The organism is Polaromonas sp. 39-63-25 (assembly GCF_002278925.1).
Classification (GTDB): domain Bacteria; phylum Pseudomonadota; class Gammaproteobacteria; order Burkholderiales; family Burkholderiaceae_C; genus Polaromonas.
Window position 1 is genome coordinate 332,462 of the sequence record NZ_NCJH01000007.1, and the last position, 16,729, is coordinate 349,190.

The window sequence follows — 16,729 nt, forward strand, 5'->3', positions numbered from 1 at the left end:
GCCTTGCCTGCAGCGGCCCGGGCTTGCGGAGAAAGGGCATGACGGGGCGCCGCAAGTCCACTAGACTCGCCAAACATAAAAAACCAAGGAGACAACCATGCGCCACCTCTTGCCCACCTCGCTCTTCAAACCCCTGCTGTCCGCCGCCCTCGGCCTCGCCATCCTGTTCAGCGCCGCCACCGGCGCGCTGGCCCAGACCAAACCCAGGGTGCTGGACGCAGGCGACAAACCCGCCTCGGCCATCTACATCGGCAACAGCTTCTTCTATTACAACAACAGCCTGCACAACCATGTGGGGCAACTGATCCGGGAAGGCCAGCCCGGCTTTAGGCACCGCGCCAGCTCGGCCACCATCAGCGGCTCGGGCATGAACTGGCACGACGTGGAAAGCTACTTCCGCCCCAACGCCGTCGGCTCGTATTCGTTTGGCGCCAACAACACCGTCAGCTTCAACAAGCTGGACCGGCTGTTCGACCTCGCCATCATGATGGACTGCAGCCAGTGCCCGCTGCACCCACAGCTCAAGCCCCTGTTCCATGAATACGCGAAAAAACATGCCGACACCGTGCGCAAGCATGGCGCCAAGCCGGTGTTCTTCATGTCGTGGGCTTACAAGGACGTGCCGTCCATGACCGCCGAACTGGCCGAGGCCTACACCCAGGCCGGCAACGACAACAACGCACTCGTCATTCCCGCGGGCCTGGCCTTCGGCAAATCGGTTGCGAAAATGCCTGAGTTGAATCTGTACGTGGCCGACCTGCGCCACCCCAGCGTGGCCGGCAGCTACCTGGCCGCCTGCACCACGTATGCGACGCTGTTCAAGGCCTCACCGGTGGACCTGAAGTACACGGCCGGCCTGGACCCGGCGATTGCGAAACATCTGCAGACGGTGGCTTGGGATACGGTGCAGGAGTATTTCAAGCCTTGAGGACAACCTCATCTCGACGTTGTCAGACTATGCCCGCCACACGTTGCAAATGCGGGACAACCGCTTCAAACTGAAGGCCGCCGGCGGCAGCATCGAGATCGAGGAGCCCGCCAGTCTGTGCCGACCGGAGGATAACTTGGAGGCGCATTAGCTATCGCTAAGGGCCTCAAGACAGCAAAACTTCAATTGTTCACCTGAGCCACAGGGACATGCCGAATATGGATTCCAATTGTGTTTCCGTATTTCTTCCTGCAGCATTGAACGGCTGCGTTCGCGCCATTTGGCAATCCGGGCTTCTCCATTTTGCAAATCGCCCCAAACAGCAGGCAGCATGCTACCAACCTGCTCGGACGTAAACAATCCCGAAAATTGATTCCTTGCCTGCTCAAGCACCGAGGGGGTCAGAGCGGTTTTAAGTCCAGCGTTTACTGCAGCGGCAACCTGAGCACCTCGATCGGACTGAAGAATTGAAAAAATTTCACCCCTGAAGACTTCCCCTTGTTGAGAAAATCTAAATTCCAACAGCCGTGCGAGCAAAGTGGGATTCTTGAAAACTATCGAGCCCACATCGGAATTGAATTTCCCCGTTAGGACATAGCTCGCCGCGTCATCCGCCCACGTCTTTCCAGCAGCGGAAGAAAACGCGGCGGTAGCCAATCGTTCCGACCCCCAAATCATACGAGCTGCAGAAGCGTCTATTGCTTGGCAGACTGCGCCTATGCTCATCAGTCTTGCTAGTCTCAGCATAGGAAAGGCCAGCCAACGAGGTACCACACCGTGCGGTGTTCCGCGGCTTACGCCGAGAAGTTTGCGTATTGAAGGATTGATGAGTGCCAGACGAGCTTGGTCAGAGAAGCCAGTTTTCAGGTTAGCGGAGGCTATTTGAAAAGCTGACTTGGCAAGAAACTCAAACTGCTCTTCTGCCGCATCCTCCTGCCCCGGTGCAGGCTGTATGTATTTCCGGATTACGGTATCGATGCTCATGGGTACCATCGGGGAATCGGCGTCCCGCTGCTTGGCGGGGTCACCTATAGTGATGTCAGCCAAAGTACCAGTAATGGCATCCACTTCTGAAAACAGGACTACCGATTGCTCTCGAATATCTACTACCTGAAGCGCTTCCAATCGCAACAGCTGCCAGAAGATCTGAGACCCGAGAAGTGTATGCACCACCCCAAGACGACTAGTATCAAAGCAGACAGTATCAAAGCACAGCAGCCCCACTATAAGGTCATGCAGGGCTGAGTAGTTTGTAATTTGAATTTCACTTGACACATACCCATCGCCACTAATCATTTGACCGAAAAAGGTGCCATCAATATTGGCAATAGTTGACGATTGCGAAGTAGTAAGAGTGCCGACTGAAGGGAGCAAGTCAGCGAGGTAGTAAATGCTTTTTGCTACTTGCGATGACTCAACCTTGAATTGACTGGAATCAGTTTTCTTTGTGTCTGAATACCTAGTCTCTGCTATGAGCTCCAGCACCAACAACGCATCGCGATGATCCGCATGCTCAGCGACGTACTTAATCTGCCTAACCGCTTCGGGTAACTTAAGGTCATCGCTCGAGGTCACAACATAGTGTGGCCCCATTCCGAAAAGTGGTCGATCATTGTCTGCGCGAGATAGTAGATTCAAGAGGTATTGATCTCGAAGCCCATATCCAATGAAGACAACAGTCGCAATTGAAAACACTTCCTTCAATACGTCCAAATAAGATGAATTTGCGGTTAACACTTCGTAGTCTGAACTCGCAAATACCATGCTTTTCACAGAGCTGGAAGTGCCATGCAATTTACAAACAAATGATTCACGCTGATGAAGTAGTCGTGCTACTCGCTCAATGTCAGAGCCCTGAATAGTACTAGTGGATTGCAAATTTTTCTCAAGTGCTTCGTCCACATTTGTTGTGAGGATGTGCAATGGTTTCATTTTCGCCAGTGATCGCAGCATGCGGGAGTAAACGGGGCTCGAATCAATCGGCTTAAAAATATCGGCGAGTTCGCTGAAATACAGCTGTTGATTTCCCTGTTTCATTAATTCAAATACGGCAGGGAAATTTGAAGTGGCTAACTCTTCAAGTGCACGTTGTTTTTCATACCGAGAGGACGACCGTGCAAATTTTGTATGCATGCGCGAGGCCAAGCCCTGCCACAAAGGGAAACCCGCCCACGTGCTAACGCCCGCACCCAACCATAGGACTAAAGGTCGTTGATCGTGCTCGTTACCAATTAGCTCTTGAATAGCTGCATAGCTACTTTTTTCACTTGAAAGCATGCCGATTTCCTCAGGAGTGGGGGATCATGAGCGCAGTCTAAAGCCTTACAGCAAATTGCTAACAGACTGTACGTCCATGCTTGGGCAGGTATTGAGTCAGAGGTAAGACCAGACCTAAAGCCGAAAAGCGTGAAATCTTTTGGGCATTGGTTGGACCTGCAAGGTACCGTTCAGCGCAGCACCAGCTCTAATCGGGCTAAGTGCATCCTTCATACCTTTGATGAATCTGCTTGGTGTTTCCAAAGCGACCAAATCGCGAGACCATCTCCGGTGTGATTGGCTAGCGTAGAACGAAACAGAATCGCGGGCCAGCAACAATCTCAGTCAGCCGTTCCCGAAACTCTGTCGGTCAAGCGTATCTAGTCAGTTGACCGGCATTGCGGTCCGTCTGGTGCCACTTCTCCAGTCCGAACAATCCCCACAGAAGTGCATGAATCCTCCGTCCCTTGTCGCATTGCAGTGCTAAGCCGGAGGCGATATGCAACACCATCTGAATCGCCGACGATCGCATGAGTCTAAGTTTCTGCTGCTTGCTCAAAAAACCCAATCGGGTGCACCTCAATCCCCCACCACACACGCTCCCCCAGCGTCGCCGCCGGATGCAGCGAAGCCACCCACACCGCTTCGTCCCGATCTGCCGCTTCAATGATGAAGAAGCCGCCGACCAGCTCCCTGGCTTCGGCATAAGGCCCGTCGGTCACGGCAGGCTTGCCGTTGCGAGGGAGCAGGGCGAAGACGAGTTGCCACTGCCCTTGCCTTTGCCTTTGACGCGCCGAACTACGGGCGGGGACGCGGGGCATGGATCCCGGATCAGGTCCGGGATGACATACGGGGCCAGGATGACCTGCAGCGGCCGGGGTGAAATGCGGCAGACTGGCGCCGCCACAAGAGCAGAAGCCTGCGCCCGCTACTTTTGGATATTCACCGAACACACCCCGATCGGGTGCACCTCGATCCCCCAGCCTATGCTTTCACCCAGCGTGGCCGCGGGATGCAGCGAGGCGATGCGTATGGCTTCCTCCTTGTTGGGCGCTTCGATGAGGATGACGCCGCCCACCAGCTCCTTGGCTTCGGCATAAGGCCCGTCGGTCACGGCCGGCTTGCCGCCGCGCGGGCGCAAGGCGAAGGTGGCCTGGGGCCCTTCGAGCGAGGCGCTCCAGACCAGGCACCCGGTTTGCGCGAGTGCAGCGTCTTTGGCCGGCAATTGCGCGGCCAGCGCCTGCATGTCGGCGGGCGCCATGGCGGCCATTTTTTCGGGGTCGTAATAGGCAAGGCAGAGGTATTGCATGGAGATGTCCTTGGGTCGGTGGTTGAGGGTCACACCTGCACGACGAACGGCTGGCCCGACTTTCGACATCTTGCCCCAGGCTGTCAAAAAAACGCCCGCAGGAAGGCTTTTTCTGCGGAAGGGCTGGCTTGCGCTTCGGCCGGCCAACGCCCCTGCGATTGGATCAGCCCGCCGCTTTAGCTACTGTTTTCATAGCTGCTTGCGCCCGCCACACAAGGGCTGAAGGCCAATTTTATGCATACCTCTCGCGCAGGGCCCGGCTGCATGGCAGGGCGACGTGGGCAAGGCCCTCAAGAACGTGGCGCCTCGGCGCTGAGCTCCGGCCGCGCCGCCATGCGCCTGGACAAGGCGGACCCGCGTTGCTGCAGAAAGGCCTGCAACAGTTTCGGGTAGTCGGGCGATACGGCGTTGCGCACCGAGGCACGCTGCGCCAGCGCGCATCGCCAGGCGTTCACTCGGGGCGTGTCACTGAAGACACCAAAATCACCGATGCCGTCGAACACGTCGAAGTACCTGAAGACCGGGCCAAAGGCTGCATCCACCATGCTGAAGCGTTCGCCGGCGAAGAACGGGCCCTGGCCCAGCACGGCTTCAATGTGCTGAAACTTCAGGCGCAGCGCGGTGGCACTGGCCACGAGCGCTTCTTCACTGGGGGCGTTGTAGAAAGCGCCGATGTTGCTGAGAACGGCCGAGCCGAACTCCATCCAGCTGCGGTGCTGCGCGCGCTGCAACGCGGCCTCCGGGTGCAGGCGCGGAGCGGCGGTGTCGTCGAGGTATTCGCAGATGACTGCCGACTCGAACACCGCCTGGTCGCCCACCAGCAGCACGGGCGTTTTGCCCAACGGCGAGACTTTGAGAAACCAGGCGGGTTTGTGGGCCAGGTCAATGTCCTTGCGCTCAAAAACGATGCCTTTTTCGGCCAGCACGATCGCCGCGCGCTGCACGTAAGGGCACAGGCTGTGGCTGATCAGGGTGAGTGAGGGCGTCATTGTCACTGTCTGCTCCCTGGTCACAAGGCAGGCACAAAGCGCTGGCTGCGGCGCAGCGCCAGGGCGCCGTCGCCGGCCAGCCACAAGGTCACCGAAGCCACGGCCAGGAACACCGGGTACTCCCAGCCACCGCCCTGACTGGTGAAGACCCAGCCATTGCCAAGATGCACCAGCGCTGCAGCCACCATGACGGGCACCAGCGCCAGCGAAACCTGTCGCGCATACAGCCCGACCAGGATGGCCAGGCCACCGAGCAGTTCGGCCGCAAACACGGGGTAGGCCAGCGCACCGGGATAACCCACGCTTTCGAAAAATTGCGCTGTTCCGGGCAGCGTGAAAACAAACAGCTTCAACAATGCGTGGGCAATCCACATGGCGCCCAGGCTGACGCGAAGCAAGGCGATGCCGTAAGGGGCGGTGGTGTTGATGTCAGGTTCGGGCATTGCATTTCTCCATTGGGTAGATTGGTCTGTGTAATGTAGTATTGCAATAACGCAATGAAAACAGGCGCGCACGCAAACCATGAATGCAGCAACGCAATACAAGCTCAGCGCCCAGGACGTGGAAGTGGTGCTGGCGCTGGTGCGGGCCGGCACCCTGGCAGAAGCGGGCGAGCGGCTCGCGGTGGATGCATCGACGGTGTTCCGCTCCCTGCAGCGCATTGAAAAGGGTTTGGGTCAACGCCTGTTTGAGCGCTCGCGCACGGGCTACCAGCCGCTGGAGCTGGCGCAGGTGCTGGCCAGCCATGGGGAACAGCTGGAGGTGCAGCTCGAGTCGGCCCGTTCGGCCGCGCAGGCCGAGGCAGAACAGGTTTCGGGCAGCGTGCGCATCACCACCACCGACACCCTTCTGCATGGGCTGGTGGCGCCGGCGCTCCGGTTGTTGCCGTCAAGCCACCCTTTGCTGAGCTACGAGTTGCACACAGGCAATGAGTTGGCCAGCCTGACCCGGCGCGACGCGGACATTGCCGTGCGGGCCACCCGGCGCCCGCCCCAGCATCTGGTAGGCAAACATATCGGGCCGATCCGCATGGCCTTGTTTGCCGCCAGAAAAGGCGGCCCCAAACACTTCGACGCGAGCATCGCCGGCAAAGTGAACTGGGTCGCCCCGGACGACGCCCTGCCGGACCACCCCTCGGTGACCTGGCGCAAAAAACACTTTCCCAAAGTGGCGCCGCGCTACCGCGTGGACAGCATTCTCACCGTGGCGGAAATCGTGGGGCAAGGCATGGGCATTGGCCTGCTGCCAATTTTTCTTGCCAGAGATCGAACCGATCTGCGCGCCCTGACGGATGCACTGGATGAATGCCAGACGGAGCTTTGGCTGTTGACACACACCGAGTCAAGGCACCTGAGACGGGTGTCCACGGTGTTCGGCCACCTGGCCAAACACATGACGCTGGCCTGAGTTGTGGCGGCTCAGCCCAGCAATGCTGGCAAGGCAGTCATGTCCACAAAAATGTGCACCGCGCCGGCCTTGAGCAATGCGTCGGGCGCGTCGTGCCCGGCTTCGGGCGGGCTGTAGCCGAACACGGTGGCGCCTGCGGCCACGCCGGCGGCGACACCCGTCACGGTGTCTTCCACCACCGCGCAACGCTTGGGGTCAACGCCCAGCGACGCGGCAGCAGCCAGGTAAACATCGGGCGCAGGTTTGGAGCGCGGCAGCTCGTGCCCGCTGAAGATGTGGCCCTTGAAGAAGGGCATGAGGCCGCATTTTTCGAGCTGCAGATCGACCTTGAAGCGGTCGGCGCCGGAGGCGCAGGCAATGCGGCCCTCGTACAGGGTGTGGATCTGCGTCACGGCTTCGACGGCGCCGCGAATCGGCAGCAGACCTTCGACAAGCGCTTCATTGCGCCGGCCACGAAACTCGTGCAGCCACTCCTGGGTCAAGGGGCGACCCGTATTGGCTTCGATCAGCGCAGCCTGGTCCTTGACAGCTTTGCCGATGAACAGGCGCATGCATTCGGCGCTGCTGAGCGCCCAGCCGGCTTCTTCCAGCATGTCGCGCAGCACGCCGTTGGTGATGGGCTCGCTGTCGACCAGCACGCCGTCACAGTCAAACAACACGGCTTCGAATTTCAACACGGGTGGCCTCTCTGCAAAATGCTATTGATTCAGGAGCTTCTGGCGCAGGTGGGATAAGGGCTGGAGGCCTTTTTTACTCATAATCCCCGTCAATGCCGGCTTTGGCCTGTATTGAACATCGCCAAGGACCAACACCCTTCGACAGGCTCAGGGCGAACGGGTTCCTACAAGCGACTGAGCGGTCTGAGCGGGTGCGAGGCCTGCCAGGCCGCTCCGGACGTCTCGCTACAGCTGGTCGCCGTCCACATAGTACCAACGGCCGGCTTCGCGCACAAAGCGGCTGCGCTCGTGCAGGCGCACGGCGGGGCTGCCCGGGCTTTTCTGGCGGGCGACAAATTCGACTTCGGCGTGGCTGTCGTCCAGCAGCCGGTGCCGGCGCACGTCCAGCCCGAGCCATTTCACGCCGGGGTCGAACTCGATGCCTGGCGGGCGGTGGCTGGCATGCCAGGTGGCGAGCAGGTAGTCGGCCCGTTCGAGCACAAAGGCGGTGTAGCGCGAGCGCATCAGCGCCTCGGCGTCGGGCGCCGGCGTGTCGTGCGCCAGGTAGCGGCCGCAGCAGGCGGCGTAAGCCAGCGGCCGGGCGCGCGCATCGGCCCGGCTGCAGGGGCAGGCAGCCAACGTCAGCCTTTGGCTCGCGCCGCGTGGGCCTGCTTGTGCGCTTCCAGGGTTTCCATCGGGGCGCCCTGCTTTTTCCACTCGGCAAAGCCGCCGTCGATGTGGGCCACGTTGGTCATGCCCATGTCCTGCAGCGTCTTGGTGGCCAGCGCGCTGCGCCAGCCGGCACCGCAGAACAGGATGAACTGCTTGCCCTCGTCGCCGAACACCGGCTTGAAATAGGGCGAGGCAGGGTCCACCCAGAACTCGAGCATGCCGCGCGGCGCCAGCAGGGCACCCGGCACCGTGCCTTCGCGTTCGAGCTCGCGCACGTCGCGGATGTCGACGATCTGCACCTGCGGGTCGGCAAGTTTGGCCTGGGCCTCGGCGACGGAATACGTGGTGACCTGCGCCATGGCCTCATCGACGAGGGCGCGGAATCCTTTGGTGATGGGCATTTTTGCTGACTCCTGCTGTGTGGTTGGCGGGCATGGATTACGGATCGAGTTCGCAATGACAAGTTTACGGCGTGCATCACACCGGCTACCCCTCCCGGCGTCATCCCGGGCTTGACCCGGGGTCCATGCAGCAAGAACCACCGCCGCCAGTGTGCACGCATGGATTGCGGATCAAGTCCGCAATGACAAACCAACACGCCGGCACCCCGGGAAGCTAAAACCAAGCAGGGGCCGCGGGACCGGCTTTGCCGGACCGCAGGCGCAGCGGCCCCCTCGGGGGCAGGGAGTTACACGCAGTGAACGACCGTGGGGGCTAAAGTGCCCTTTGGATGATGATTTTCTGCACGTCAGACGTGCCTTCGTAGATCTGGCAGACACGCACGTCGCGGTAGATGCGCTCCACCGGGAAGTCGCTGACATAGCCGTAGCCGCCCAGGGTCTGGATGGCGGCGCTGCAGACCTGCTCGGCCATTTCGCTGGCAAAGAGTTTGGCCATGGCCGCTTCCTTCAGGCAGGGCAGGCCGGCGTCGCGCAGGCTGGCGGCGTGCCAGATCAGCTGGCGTGCGGCTTCCAGTTTCGTGGCGCAGTCGGCCAGGCGGAAACCGACCGCCTGGTGGTTGAAGATGGCGGTGCCGAAACTCTGGCGCTCCTTGGCGTACTGCACGGCAAATTCAAATGCGCTGCGCGCCATGCCCACGCTTTGCGCGGCAATGCCGATGCGCCCGCCTTCGAGCGCGCCCAGCGCGATCTTGTAGCCTTCGCCCTCGGCGCCTATCAGGTTCTCGGCCGGGATGCGGCAATTGTCGAAGTTGATCTGCGCGGTGTCGCTGGAGTTCTGGCCCAGCTTGTCTTCCAGGCGCGCAACGACGTAGCCGGGTGCGCTGGTGGGCACCATGAAGGCGCTCATGCCCTTTTTGCCGGCGCCCTTGTCGGTGACCGCAATGACCACGGCCGCGTGGCCGTTCTTGCCGCTGGTGATGAACTGCTTGACGCCGTTGATCACGTACTCGTCACCCTCTTTCACCGCGGTGGTGCGCAATGACGAGGCGTCGCTGCCCACATGCGGCTCGGTCAGGCAGAACACGCCCAGCATCTGCCCCTGCGCCAGCGGTGTGAGCCACTGCTTTTTCTGCGCGGCATTGCCGTAACGCATCAGGATGGCGTTGACCGGGCAGTTGGTCACTGAAATCGCCGTGCTGGTGCCGCCATCGCCGGCGGCGATTTCCTCGATCACCAGCGCAAGCGTCAGGTAGTCGAGGTTGGCGCCGCCAAACTCTTCGGGCACGCAGATGCCGTAAGCACCCAGCGCCGCCAGGCCCTGGTGCGCCTCGACCGGAAAGTGGTGTGCCTTGTCCCAGGCCGCGGCGTGCGGCCAGAGTTCGGTCTGGGTGAAGTCGCGCACCGCGTCGCGGATCATTTCCTGGTCTTGCGTGAGCAGCATGAGAGGTCCTACCAGGCCAACGCCTGGCCGTCGTGGTTGATGAAAGTGCCATTGTGTTCCGCGCGCAGGCTGGCTACGGTGGTGCGCATATCGGAAACGCTTTGCGTGACATCCAGATCGGCGCCAGCGCCACCCATGTCGGTCTTCACCCAGCCGGGGTGCATCGCAACGCAGATGGCTTTGCCCTGCAAGCCAAACGACATGTCCTTGACGACGGAGTTGACGGCGGACTTGGAGGCGCGGTACAGCCAGCTGTTGCCATTGGTGCGCAGCCCTATCGAGCCCATCCGGGATGACAGGACCACCAGCCGGGCGTCAGGCGCCAACACTTCCGTCAGTTGCGGCAGCACGCGCATAGGCGCCAGCACATTGGTGCGCATCACCTGATCGAACACATCGGCAGCCGGTGGGTCGCCCGCATTGCCGCCCGCCAGCACACCGGCGACATACAGCGCGACGTCGATTTTTTCGCCATCGAGTAACCAGGCCAGACCGCTGACGCTGGATACGTCGTCCACCTCCAGCTTGACCGCCTGCGCGCCCAGCGCCTTAAGGCGCTCCAGCCCCGCTGCGTCGCGCGCGGTGGCGATCACGCGCGCGCCGGCGCTCCGGTACTGGCGCACAAACTCCAGCCCGATGCCGCGCGAGGCGCCGATGACGAGTACCGTGCTCATGTCAGATTTTCATGCATCAAATCGGCCTCCAGACCTTATACAGCGTGCGTCAACAGCTATGTAATTTATAGCAATTCAATGGCAATTGCCGTGCCTTCACCGCCACCGATACACAGCGTGGCAACACCTTTTTTCAGGCCGCGGGCCTTGAGCGCGTACATCAGCGTGACGATGATGCGGGCGCCGCTGCAACCGATCGGGTGGCCCAGTGCGCAGGCGCCGCCGTTGACGTTGACGATGTCGTGGCTGATGCCGAGCTCTTTCATGGCGGCCATGGGCACCACGGCAAAAGCCTCGTTGATTTCCCACAGGTCCACGTCTTTCACGCTCCAGCCGATTTTCTTGAGCAGCTTCTGCACGGCGCCGACCGGTGCGGTGGTGAACCACTCGGGCGCCTGGGCAAAGGTGGCGTGGCCGACGATGCGGGCCAGCGGCTTGGCGCCCAGCTCCTTGGCCGTCGATGCGCGGGTGAGCACCAGGGCGGCCGCGCCGTCGTTGATCGACGAGCTGGACGCGGCGGTGATGGTGCCGTCTTTCTTGAAGGCGGGGCGCAGTGTGGAGATCTTGTCGAGTTTGACCTTGCCCGGACCTTCGTCGATGGAAATCACGGTGTCGCCGCTGCGGCCCTTGACGGTGACGGGGGTGATTTCGGCCTTGAAGGCGCCGGACTCGGTGGCGGCCTTGGCGCGGTTCACGCTGGTGGTGGCGAACGCGTCCTGCGCCTCACGCGTGAACTGGTACTTCTCGGCGCACTGCTCACCGAAGGTGCCCATGGCGCGGCCGGGTTCGTAGGCGTCTTCCAGGCCGTCGAGCATCATGTGGTCGTAAATGCGGTCATGGCCGATGCGGATACCGCTGCGGCCCTTGAGCAGCAGGTGCGGTGCGTTGGTCATGCTTTCCATGCCGCCGGAGACCATCACGTCGCGGCTGCCGACCAGCAGCTGGTCGTGCGCAAGCATGGTGGCTTCCATGCCGGAGCCGCACATCTTGGACAAGGTGACCGCGCCCGCGCTGGCGGGCAGGCCACCCTTGAAGCCGGCCTGGCGCGCCGGCGCCTGGCCCTGGCCGGCCATCAGGCAGTTGCCAAACAGCACTTCGTCGACTTTTTCGGGCGCGACGCCCGAGCGTTCGATGGCGGCCTTGATGGCGGCGCCGCCGAGGTCGTGCGCGGCGAGGCTGGAAAAGTCGCCCTGAAAGCCGCCCATGGGGGTGCGGGCGGCGCCGAGAATGACGATGGAATCAGTGGTGGAACTGGACATGGTGGTTTTCTCCTGAGTTGAACAAGTTAAACAAATTAGGCAAGCTGGATGACTGCGCCGCGCTCTTCGCGGGCGATGCGCAGGATGTATTGCTGAAAGCCCGGGTCTTCACCGCGCAGCAACAGCGGCAGGGCATTGAAAAAATTCTCGCGCTGGCACCACTCGCGCATGTAATCGTCCCAGCTGTTCCAGCGACGCGCCTCGACCTCGCTCATGCGTTCGCTCCAGGCGACGATGTAGGCGCGCTCGAACAGCGAAATCAGCATGTCGTAGATGATCATGGTGCGTTCATTCTGCTCGCGCGTGGGACTCTCCAGCGGCTCGTTGGTGCGCAGGTGCAGGTCGGGGTTGGCCAGCACGACTTTCAGAAAGTCGTTGTAGGCGTCGGACAGCAGCTGGTAGGCCGCCTCTTCCTCGTTGTTGCGCTCCTTGCGCTGCTCGAGGGCAAAGAAAAATATCGCAAACGGCAGGGCCAGCGCGGTGACCACGAAGCTGGCGTATTCCCAGGCGTCCCGCATGGCCGTCCTCAGGCTTTCTGCGCCGCGTGCCTGCGCACAAAACGCCGCTCGCGCTCGTAGGGGAACACATCGTGCACATGGCCGGCGGCAATACGCTCCTTGTGGCCCTGCCAGAAGGCGGCATCGAGCAGGTCGGCGTGGTGCTTCATGAAGACCTCGCGCACCGCGGCGTTGCCGAGCAGGAAGGGCTCGAAGGTCTCGGGGAACACGTCCCGGGGCCCGACCGAGTACCAGACCTCGCCGCTCATTTCTTCTTCCTCGTTGCGCGGCGTGGGCACCTTGCGGAAGTTGCAGTCGGTGAGGTATTCGATCTCGTCGTAGTCGTAAAATACGACCTTGCCGTGGCGCGTGATGCCGAAGTTCTTGAACAGCATGTCGCCGGGAAAGATGTTGGCCGCCACCATGTCCTTGATGGCGTTGCCGTATTCGACCACGGCGCGCTCGATCTGCGCCTTCGCCGCCGGCTCGTCCACGCCGGTGTCGAAGGCTTCCTGCAGGTAGATGTTGAGCGGGATCATGCGGCGCTCGATGTACACATGCTTGATGATGACCTCGATGTTGCCGTCGCCGTCGCGGTCGCTGATCTCGAGCTGGCTGGGTGCAAATTTCTCGATCTCGGCGATCAGTTCGTCGTCAAAACGCTCACGCGGGAAGGCCACCTCGCTGTACTCCTGCGTGTCGGCCATGCGGCCGACACGGTCGTGCTGCTTGACCAGCAGGTACTTGGCCTTGATCTGCTCGCGCGTGGTTTCCTTCTGCGGCGGGTAGTAGTCCTTGATGACCTTGAACACATAGGGAAAGGACGGCAGATCGAACACCAGCATGACCATGCCCTTGATGCCGGGGGCAATGCGGAACTTGTCGGTCGAGTGGCGCAGGTGATACAGGAAGTCGCGGTAGAACAGCGTCTTGCCCTGCTTGGCCAGGCCCAGCGCGTTGTAGATTTCGGCGCGCGGCATGCGCGGCATCATGCTGCGCAGGAACTGCACGTAGGCCGAGGGGATGCCCATGTCCACCATGAAGTAGGCCCGGGCGAAACTGAACAGGATCAGGAGATCGTCCTCGCCGATCAGCACGGAATCAATCGCCAGCTTGCCCGACCTGGCGTGCAGCAGCGGCAGGGCAAAGGGCAACTCGTTGAAGCCGTTGATCAGCTTGCCGACGATGTAGGCGCCCTTGTTGCGGAAGAACAGGCTAGATAGCACCTGGATCTGGAAGTTGGCGCGCAGCTTGACGTCGCCCAGACGGGCGGCCAGTTCCTCGACCACGTAGCCGGTGTCGCGCGCCAGGTCTTCAAACTCGATGTGCAGCTCGAAATCATTGACCAGCCGGACCAGGTGGTCGTGCAGGGTGTCGCGCTGGGGGTAGTAGGCCCGGTAAGTGGGCCGCGCGGCGGGCTCGTCGTTTTCGATGTACTCGGTGCTGATCGCCGGCCGGACAAAAATGAAGTCGTTCTGGAAATAGCTGCGGTGCAGGATCTTGGTGGTGACCGAATTGAAGAAAGTCTCGGCCAGCTCGGGCTGGTGATGGTCGACCAGCAGCCCGATGTAGTGCAGCTTGACCTGGTGCCAGACGTCCATGGACTGCTCGCCCGCCTTGAACTCGCGCTCCAGCCGGGTCGAGGCCTCGCGCACGCGCAGGTCGTAGAACTCGATGCGCTCGCGCTGCGACCGCTGCTGGCCGTGCCAGTCGGCGGTTTCAAAACGGTGTTTGGCGCGCGCCGACTCGGTACGGAACAGCTGGTAGTGCCGGTTGAAGCCGTCCATCATCGCCTTGGCGATGTCGTAGGCAAGCGGCGAGTCGAGGCGCTGCGGAAACATGGCCGTCAGGCGGGGCGCCGGGAGTCCCAGACGCGATCGACCGCCAGACGGTACAAGGCATCAAGATCGGCAGGGTCGGAGATGGTCATGCTCAGGTCCTGCAGCAGCCCGTCGTTGACACCGAAGGCCCAGCCATGAATGCTGACCTTCTGGCCCTTGGCCCAGGCATCGACCATGACGGTGCTGACGCAGACGTTGACCACCTGCTCGATGACATTGAGGTCACACAAGGCGTCGGCGCGCCGGTCTTCGGCCAGGCTGTCGAGCAGCTGGCGATGGCGGTGGCGCACGTCCTGGATGTGGCGTATCCAGTTGTCGGCCAGCCCGATGCGCGCGCCTTCCAGCGCCGCCTGCACACCGCCGCAGCCGTAGTGTCCGACCACCATGATGTGTTCGACCTTGAGCATTTCCACCGCGAACTGGATCGCCGACAGCGCATTGAGGTCGGAGTGCACCACGATGTTGGCCACGTTGCGGTGCACAAACACCTCGCCCGGCTCCAGGCCGGTGATCTGGTTGGCCGGCACACGGCTGTCGGAGCAGCCTATCCACATGTACTTGGGCTTTTGCTGCTTGACCAGGCTCGTGAAAAAGCCCGGACGCTCGCGCTCCATCTGGGCGGCCCAGGCGCGGTTGTGGGTGAAGAGGTCGTTGATGGAAGAGGTCATAAGCGTTATTGTGGCCTGCGTCGCAATTTACCTGGTCTCTACATGGTCTCGGCAAACAGTTCGCGCCCGATCAGCATGCGGCGGATCTCGCTGGTGCCGGCGCCGATTTCATACAGCTTGGCGTCGCGCCAGAGGCGGCCCAGCGGGTAGTCGTTGATATAGCCGTTGCCGCCGAAAATCTGCACGCCCTCGCCGGCCATCCAGGTGGCTTTCTCGGCGCACCAGAGAATGACGGAAGCGCAGTCCTTGCGCACCTGGCGCACATGCTCGGTGCCCAGCAGGTCGAGGTTTTTGGCGACGGTGTAGGCAAAGGAGCGGCCCGCCTGCAGCACGGTGTACATGTCGGCCACCTTGCCCTGGATCAACTGGAACTCGCCGATGCTGGTGCCGAACTGCTTGCGGTCGTGGATGTAGGGAATGACGCTGTCCATGACGGACTGCATGATGCCCAGCGGCCCGCCGGTGAGCACCGCGCGTTCGTAGTCCAGCCCGCTCATCAGCACCTTGGCGCCGCTGTTGAGGCCGCCCAGGATGTTCTGCGCCGGCACCTCGACGTTGTTGAAAACCAGCTCGCCGGTGTGCGAACCGCGCATGCCCAGCTTGTCGAGTTTCTGCGCGACCGAAAAGCCCTTCATGTCTTTTTCAATCAGGAAGGCGGTGACGCCACGCGCGCCGAGCTCGGGTTCGGTCTTGGCGTAGACCACCAGCGTGTCGGCGTCGGGGCCGTTGGTGATCCACATCTTGCTGCCGTTGAGCAGGTAATAACCGCCCTTGTCCTCGGCTTTCAGTTTCATGCTGATGACGTCGCTGCCGGCGCCGGGCTCACTCATGGCCAGCGCACCGACATGTTCGCCGCTGATCAGTTTGGGCAGGTATTTGGCGCGCTGCGCTTCGGTGCCGTTGCGCTTGATCTGGTTGACGCACAGGTTGCTGTGCGCGCCGTAGGACAGGCCGACGGAAGCGCTGGCCCGGCTGATTTCTTCCATGGCGATCATGTGCGCCAGGTAACCCATGTTGGCGCCGCCGTACTCCTCGCTGACGGTGATGCCGAGCACGCCCAGGCTGCCCATTTTCTGCCAGAGGTCCATGGGGAACTGGTCGTTGGCGTCGATTTCAGCGGCACGCGGTGCGATTTCGGCCTGGGCGAATTCGCGCACCGTATCACGCAGTGCGTCAATGTCTTCGCCAAGCTGGAAGTTGAGTCCGGGCAGGTTGTTCATGAGGGTCTCCTTTTGTGGTGTTCAGTTTTTCACGTCGTCACGGCCGGTGATGGTCATCAGCGTGGCGCCCATGGTGGCAATGAGTTTTTCGCGGCCGTCGTCGATGGCATAGGCCCGCCCCTCGGTCACGGTCACGGTGCGTCCGGGTTTGATGACCTGGCCCACCATGCGAAAACGCTGGCCTTTGGCAGGGGCAAGCAGATTGATCTTGTATTCGATGGTCAGCACGCCGGCGTCAAGCGGCATCAGCGTGAAGCCGGCGTAGCCGCAGGCCGAGTCGAGCGCCGTGGCCACCATGCCGGCATGCAGAAAACCGTGTTGCTGGCTCAGCCCGGCGGCCCAATCGAGCTCGATGACCACCCGGCCCGGCGTGATGCCGGCCAGCGAGGCGCCCAGGGTGGCCATGGCACCCTGGCGTGCAAAACTGTCCTGCACACGGGCCGCATAAGCCTCGTCCTTGGGCTCGAAATGGGGAAGTTCCATGGCCGGCTCCTGATTGACGTTTACGTAA

At 61.5% G+C, this 16,729-nt stretch carries 18 protein-coding genes; 2 read left to right on the forward strand and 16 right to left on the reverse strand.

Annotated elements, in window-relative coordinates; all coding sequences use genetic code 11:
• The first annotated feature begins 97 nt into the window (after positions 1-97).
• Entirely contained in the window at positions 98-928 is an 831-nt protein-coding gene (locus B7X65_RS11355; protein WP_293594405.1) for a hypothetical protein, read from the forward strand.
• Positions 929-1,075: 147 nt separating this feature from the next.
• On the opposite strand, the gene B7X65_RS11360 is transcribed toward B7X65_RS11355, so the two are convergent.
• The 5 genes from B7X65_RS11360 to B7X65_RS11380 all read right to left on the reverse strand — a co-directional run bounded on the left by B7X65_RS11360 (position 1,076) and on the right by B7X65_RS11380 (position 5,925).
• Positions 1,076-3,205, reverse strand: coding sequence for an SIR2 family protein (locus B7X65_RS11360; protein WP_293594406.1), 2,130 nt, complete (start codon positions 3,203-3,205; stop codon positions 1,076-1,078).
• A gap of 515 nt (positions 3,206-3,720) precedes the next feature.
• Positions 3,721-4,005, reverse strand: coding sequence for a YciI family protein (locus B7X65_RS11365; RefSeq protein WP_293594407.1), 285 nt, complete (start codon positions 4,003-4,005; stop codon positions 3,721-3,723).
• A gap of 107 nt (positions 4,006-4,112) precedes the next feature.
• Entirely contained in the window at positions 4,113-4,493 is a 381-nt protein-coding gene (locus B7X65_RS11370; RefSeq protein ID WP_293594408.1) for a YciI family protein, read from the reverse strand.
• 290 nt (positions 4,494-4,783) lie between these two features.
• Positions 4,784-5,482, reverse strand: a complete 699-nt coding sequence (locus B7X65_RS11375) for a glutathione S-transferase family protein (RefSeq protein ID WP_293594409.1) — start codon at positions 5,480-5,482, stop codon at positions 4,784-4,786.
• Between the two features lie 20 nt (positions 5,483-5,502).
• The gene (locus tag B7X65_RS11380) at positions 5,503-5,925 is read right to left on the reverse strand and encodes a DoxX family protein (RefSeq protein WP_293594410.1); all 423 of its coding nucleotides are present in this window, start codon (positions 5,923-5,925) and stop codon (positions 5,503-5,505) included.
• Positions 5,926-6,004: 79 nt separating this feature from the next.
• On the opposite strand from B7X65_RS11380, the gene B7X65_RS11385 reads away from it, so the two are divergent.
• Positions 6,005-6,889: a LysR family transcriptional regulator gene (locus B7X65_RS11385; RefSeq protein WP_293594411.1), complete on the forward strand. Its 885-nt coding sequence runs from the start codon at positions 6,005-6,007 to the stop codon at positions 6,887-6,889.
• Positions 6,890-6,900: 11 nt separating this feature from the next.
• Here B7X65_RS11385 and B7X65_RS11390 read toward each other — a convergent pair whose 3' ends face one another.
• The 11 genes from B7X65_RS11390 to B7X65_RS11440 all read right to left on the reverse strand — a co-directional run bounded on the left by B7X65_RS11390 (position 6,901) and on the right by B7X65_RS11440 (position 16,701).
• Entirely contained in the window at positions 6,901-7,563 is a 663-nt protein-coding gene (locus B7X65_RS11390; RefSeq protein ID WP_293594467.1) for an HAD family phosphatase, read from the reverse strand.
• A gap of 228 nt (positions 7,564-7,791) precedes the next feature.
• Positions 7,792-8,184 carry a YchJ family metal-binding protein gene (locus B7X65_RS11395; RefSeq protein WP_293594412.1) on the reverse strand — a complete coding sequence of 131 codons (393 nt, stop codon included), beginning with the start codon at positions 8,182-8,184 and terminating at the stop codon, positions 7,792-7,794.
• 2 nt (positions 8,185-8,186) lie between these two features.
• On the reverse strand, positions 8,187-8,618 hold the full coding sequence (locus B7X65_RS11400; RefSeq protein ID WP_293594413.1) for a rhodanese-like domain-containing protein: 432 nt from the start codon (positions 8,616-8,618) through the stop codon (positions 8,187-8,189).
• Between the two features lie 313 nt (positions 8,619-8,931).
• The gene (locus tag B7X65_RS11405) at positions 8,932-10,059 is read right to left on the reverse strand and encodes an acyl-CoA dehydrogenase family protein (RefSeq protein WP_293594414.1); all 1,128 of its coding nucleotides are present in this window, start codon (positions 10,057-10,059) and stop codon (positions 8,932-8,934) included.
• Positions 10,060-10,067: 8 nt separating this feature from the next.
• The gene (locus B7X65_RS11410) at positions 10,068-10,733 is read right to left on the reverse strand and encodes an SDR family oxidoreductase (protein ID WP_293594415.1); all 666 of its coding nucleotides are present in this window, start codon (positions 10,731-10,733) and stop codon (positions 10,068-10,070) included.
• Between the two features lie 65 nt (positions 10,734-10,798).
• Positions 10,799-11,992 (reverse strand): acetyl-CoA C-acyltransferase, encoded by a 1,194-nt coding sequence (locus B7X65_RS11415; protein WP_293594416.1) that lies wholly within the window; start codon positions 11,990-11,992, stop codon positions 10,799-10,801.
• Positions 11,993-12,027: 35 nt separating this feature from the next.
• The gene (locus B7X65_RS11420) at positions 12,028-12,510 is read right to left on the reverse strand and encodes a hypothetical protein (RefSeq protein ID WP_293594417.1); all 483 of its coding nucleotides are present in this window, start codon (positions 12,508-12,510) and stop codon (positions 12,028-12,030) included.
• A gap of 8 nt (positions 12,511-12,518) precedes the next feature.
• Positions 12,519-14,330 carry a bifunctional isocitrate dehydrogenase kinase/phosphatase gene (gene aceK / locus B7X65_RS11425; protein ID WP_293594418.1) on the reverse strand — a complete coding sequence of 604 codons (1,812 nt, stop codon included), beginning with the start codon at positions 14,328-14,330 and terminating at the stop codon, positions 12,519-12,521.
• Positions 14,331-14,335: 5 nt separating this feature from the next.
• Entirely contained in the window at positions 14,336-14,998 is a 663-nt protein-coding gene (gene can, locus B7X65_RS11430) for a carbonate dehydratase (protein WP_293594419.1), read from the reverse strand.
• Between the two features lie 38 nt (positions 14,999-15,036).
• Positions 15,037-16,218, reverse strand: a complete 1,182-nt coding sequence (locus B7X65_RS11435; RefSeq protein WP_293594420.1) for an isovaleryl-CoA dehydrogenase — start codon at positions 16,216-16,218, stop codon at positions 15,037-15,039.
• A gap of 21 nt (positions 16,219-16,239) precedes the next feature.
• Complete coding sequence (locus B7X65_RS11440; protein ID WP_293594421.1) at positions 16,240-16,701, reverse strand: PaaI family thioesterase; 462 nt, start codon at positions 16,699-16,701, stop codon at positions 16,240-16,242.
• Positions 16,702-16,729 lie beyond the last annotated feature (28 nt).